The sequence below is a fragment of the Mesorhizobium sp. M7A.F.Ca.CA.002.15.2.1 genome (genome assembly GCF_003998715.1).
GTDB classification, from domain to species: domain Bacteria; phylum Pseudomonadota; class Alphaproteobacteria; order Rhizobiales; family Rhizobiaceae; genus Mesorhizobium; species Mesorhizobium ciceri.
Window position 1 is genome coordinate 1 of record NZ_RZPI01000589.1, and the last position, 3,610, is coordinate 3,610.

General features: G+C 62.9%; 4 protein-coding genes. 2 read left to right on the forward strand and 2 right to left on the reverse strand.

The window, feature by feature from the left end:
- A partial coding sequence (locus tag ENZ74_RS25675; RefSeq protein WP_164761203.1) for an FAD-dependent oxidoreductase occupies positions 1-535 on the forward strand: 535 nt, incomplete at its 5' end.
- 26 nt (positions 536-561) lie between these two features.
- On the opposite strand, the gene ENZ74_RS25680 is transcribed toward ENZ74_RS25675, so the two are convergent.
- A complete protein-coding gene (locus ENZ74_RS25680) occupies positions 562-1,230 on the reverse strand; it encodes an alpha/beta hydrolase (RefSeq protein WP_063167759.1) in 669 nt (222 codons plus the stop codon).
- 200 nt (positions 1,231-1,430) lie between these two features.
- On the opposite strand from ENZ74_RS25680, the gene ENZ74_RS25685 reads away from it, so the two are divergent.
- Positions 1,431-2,687, forward strand: coding sequence for an OpgC family protein (locus ENZ74_RS25685; protein WP_082826437.1), 1,257 nt, complete (start codon positions 1,431-1,433; stop codon positions 2,685-2,687).
- A gap of 2 nt (positions 2,688-2,689) precedes the next feature.
- On the opposite strand, the gene ENZ74_RS25690 is transcribed toward ENZ74_RS25685, so the two are convergent.
- On the reverse strand, positions 2,690-3,610 hold a 921-nt coding region (locus ENZ74_RS25690), incomplete at its 5' end, for a substrate-binding domain-containing protein (RefSeq protein WP_127313072.1).

The window sequence follows — 3,610 nt, forward strand, 5'->3', positions numbered from 1 at the left end:
CTCCAGAGGGCGCATCAAGGTCGATCCGCAATCCTTCCAGACCAGCGTGCCCAACATCTATGCCGCCGGCGACGTCATCGGCTTTCCGAGCCTGGCCTCGACTTCGATGGAGCAGGGCAGGGTGGCCGCCTGCCATGCCTTTGGAGTGCCCTTGCCGCCGCCGCCGGAAACTTTCCCCTATGGCATCTATGCGGTGCCGGAAATCTCGACGGTCGGCCAGTCCGAAGAACAGGTGCGTGAGAGCGGTGCGGCCTACGAGGTCGGCGTGGCGCGTTTTCGCGAGACCTCGCGCGGCCACATCATGGGTGTCAACACCGGCTTCCTGAAGCTGCTGTTTTCGATCGAAACGCGCCGTCTGCTCGGCGCGCACATCATCGGCGAGGGCGCCACCGAGCTCATCCACATCGGCCAGGCGGTGATCAATCTCGGCGGCACCGTCGACTTCTTCGTCAACAACACCTTCAACTATCCAACGCTCGCCGAAGCCTACAAGATCGCTGGGCTGGATGCCTGGAACCGGATGGGAAGAGGGTAGGCCGGCTGGTCGTGGCGGCGAGCCTGTCAGCCTGCCTGCGCCACCGCCGCCGGTCCCGCCAGCCATTGCCTGACGATTGCCGCGTCGGCGCTGCCGAATTCATGACCTGATGAGACAATCCTGGCGTCGATCTCGGCGCCATGCCGACTGAGCAATGTCACCAGAGCAGGGGCGAAAGGCGCATAGGTGAGGTCGGCGGCGCCGGCGATCATCAGCACCCGCACCTTTGACAGCTCCGTCGCCGGCACATCATCGAGCACCGGCATCGGTCGCAGCAGCGCGGCGCGTTCGACAAGGCCCGGATGCAGCAGCATCAGGCTCGAAACCAGATTGGCGCCGTTCGAATAGCCGAGGAAAATTGTGCGCGAGAGGTCGAGATGATGGCGTGTGGCCGCGTCAGCGACGAAGCCCGCAAAGGCCTCGGTTTCGGTGCGGATGCTCGCCTGTTCGAAGCGCGTCGGCGTGATCCGCGCGAACCAGCGGAAACCATCCTCCTGGACAACGCGGCCACGCACCGCGACGAGCGTGGCACGCGGTGCGATCTCTCGCGCCAGCGGCACCAATGTCGTCTCGTCGACACCCGACCCATGCAGCAGGAAGAAGCAGTCGCCCGTTGAATCCGCCGCGCCGTAAAGCCGGTAGTGGAAGGCGAGATCACGCCGCAACGCACCATCTTGTGAGGTCTCGTCGATCATCGACCATCCTCTTGATTATATGACTTTTCGCTCAATTTGCCGGCTTCAAAACGCAATATTTTCAAGCCCCGCGAAAGTTGATTGAACCGGGCGCATTACAGTCCGTTTCTCCGCCGATAACATCCTTCGGGAGGAATCGAAGCGGTGCGCCGGGGGTCGCATTGCCGGTATGAACAACCAGCTTTGAGGCCTTTTTGTCGATGACCACCCAGATTTCCCCGGACCGCGATGCGCGTGTCCCAGACCGCGAGGCGCGTGTCCCGGACCGCGAGGCGCGTGTCCCGGACCGCACTGAGCGCGACACGCGCATCGATGTGATCCGTGCTCTCGCCTTGTTGACCATCTATGTCGACCATGTGCCGGGTACCGCCTTCGAGTATCTGACATACAAGAATTTCGGCTTTTCGGATGCGGCGGAGGTCTTCGTGCTGATCTCGGGAATCTCGGTCGCGCTCGCCTACGGCAAGAAATTCCAGCCTGGAAACCGGCTGCTGGCAACTTTGAAGATGTTGCGCCGCGCCGGTGTGCTTTATGCCACCCACATCGTCACCACCATGGTGGTGATGGCCATTTTCTGCGCTGCGGCAGTGTTTGCCAGGCGGCCGGAGCTTTTGACGATGATCAACATCGAGCCGTTGATCAAGAATACGCCGCAGGTGCTGATCGGCATCGTGACGCTCGGCCACCAACTTGGGTACAACAACATCCTGCCCGTCTATGCGGTGCTGCTCTTGCTGGCGCCGCTGTTCCTGCTCATTGTCAGCTATCGGCCGGTCCTGGCACTGGTGGCATCCGGCGCCCTGTGGCTGGTCGCGGGGATTTATCAGATTGCTCCGCCCAACTACCCCGAGCCCGGCTTCTGGTTTCTCAACCCGCTGTCGTGGCAGTTCCTTTTCAACATCGGCCTGGCGGGCACGCTGCATGTGCGTCGCGGCGGCACCATCCCGGTCAATCGCTGGCTGGTTGGGGCGGCCTTGGCCTACACCGTTGTGGCCCTGGTCTGGGTGCACAGCCCGCTCTGGGGGCATATCTCCTGGTTTGGCCTGCCTCCGGTGCTGACCGGTTTCGACAAGACGTTCCTGTCGCTGCCGAGGCTCCTGCATATACTCGCAGTGAGCTACCTGATCGTGGCATTCCCGGCGATCTCGAATCTGTTTCGCACCGGGCGCGATCATCCGCTTGCCATATTGGGCAAACGATCGCTGCCGGTTTTCATTGCCGGCACGGTGCTTGCAATGGCGGCGCAGGTGCTGAAGCTGATCAATCCGGGCGGATTTGCCTATGACAGCCTGTTGATATCGGCCGGCATCGTCATGCAGTTCGCGCTCGCCTACTATCTCGAATGGCTATCGGGCCTTGGCTGGTCCGCCAAAAGCAGGCCGGCTCACAGCGCCGCACCGCCCGTCCATGCTGCATCCTTCGCGATGCCGGGCATGGCGACAAGAATGGGCCGTTGAGCTCAGGTGGGCGAGGGGCCGGATGAGGCCCGCACCACGAGTTCGACCGGCAGCGATTGCCGGCTGAACGAACCATCATTTTCAAGGATCGCCTTGACGGCAAGGCGGCCCATCTCGGCGATCGGCTGGACGATCGTGGTCAGCGGCGGCTTGGAAACCGCCCCTTCCGGAACACCGTCGAAGCCGACGACAGAAACATCGCCCGGTACCGCAATGTCGTGCTGCCGCAGCCAGTCCAGCGCATGGAGCGCCATCCTGTCCGACATCGCCAGGATGGCTGTCGGCGCCTCGGCACCGGCGAAAATATGGTCGAGGCCGGCCCACACGCTCTTCTCGTCATTGACGGTCTCGTAGATCGGCACACGCGAGACGTCGATGTCGACGCGGGAGAGTTCCGCGAAATAGCCACGCAAGCGGTCCCGCGTAGCGGAATAGAGGGCCATTTCCACCTGCTCCCTTGTGGTAGGGCCGAAGCCTGCGTCGGCACAGGGCAGGGTAAGCACGGCAAAGCGGCGATGTCCGAGTTCGGTCAGGTGGCGGGCCGCCAGGCCGGCACCGGCGATGTTGTCGACGCCGATCGCCGCGACCGCATCGTCGTCGTCCGAATCGAGATCGAGCGCCACAAAGGGGAGCTTGCGTTCGCGCGCCAGTTGGACCAGCTTTGAGCCGCCATCGACACAGAAGACGATGAAGCCATCGACCAGCGCACTCTGGATGTTCCACGCGAGCTGCTCCCCATTGACGGCGGAGACCAGCGAAATCCCCGCACCGGTCGCGTCACAAGCCTGCGAGATGCTGGCCATCATCACCCGGGCAAAGGGATCGTCGAAGAAATAGGAGAGGGGTTCCGCGGTCGCGACACCGATGGCATTGACCTTGCCGGCGCGCAGCAGCCGGCCCTTGGGATCCGGTCCGCCATATCC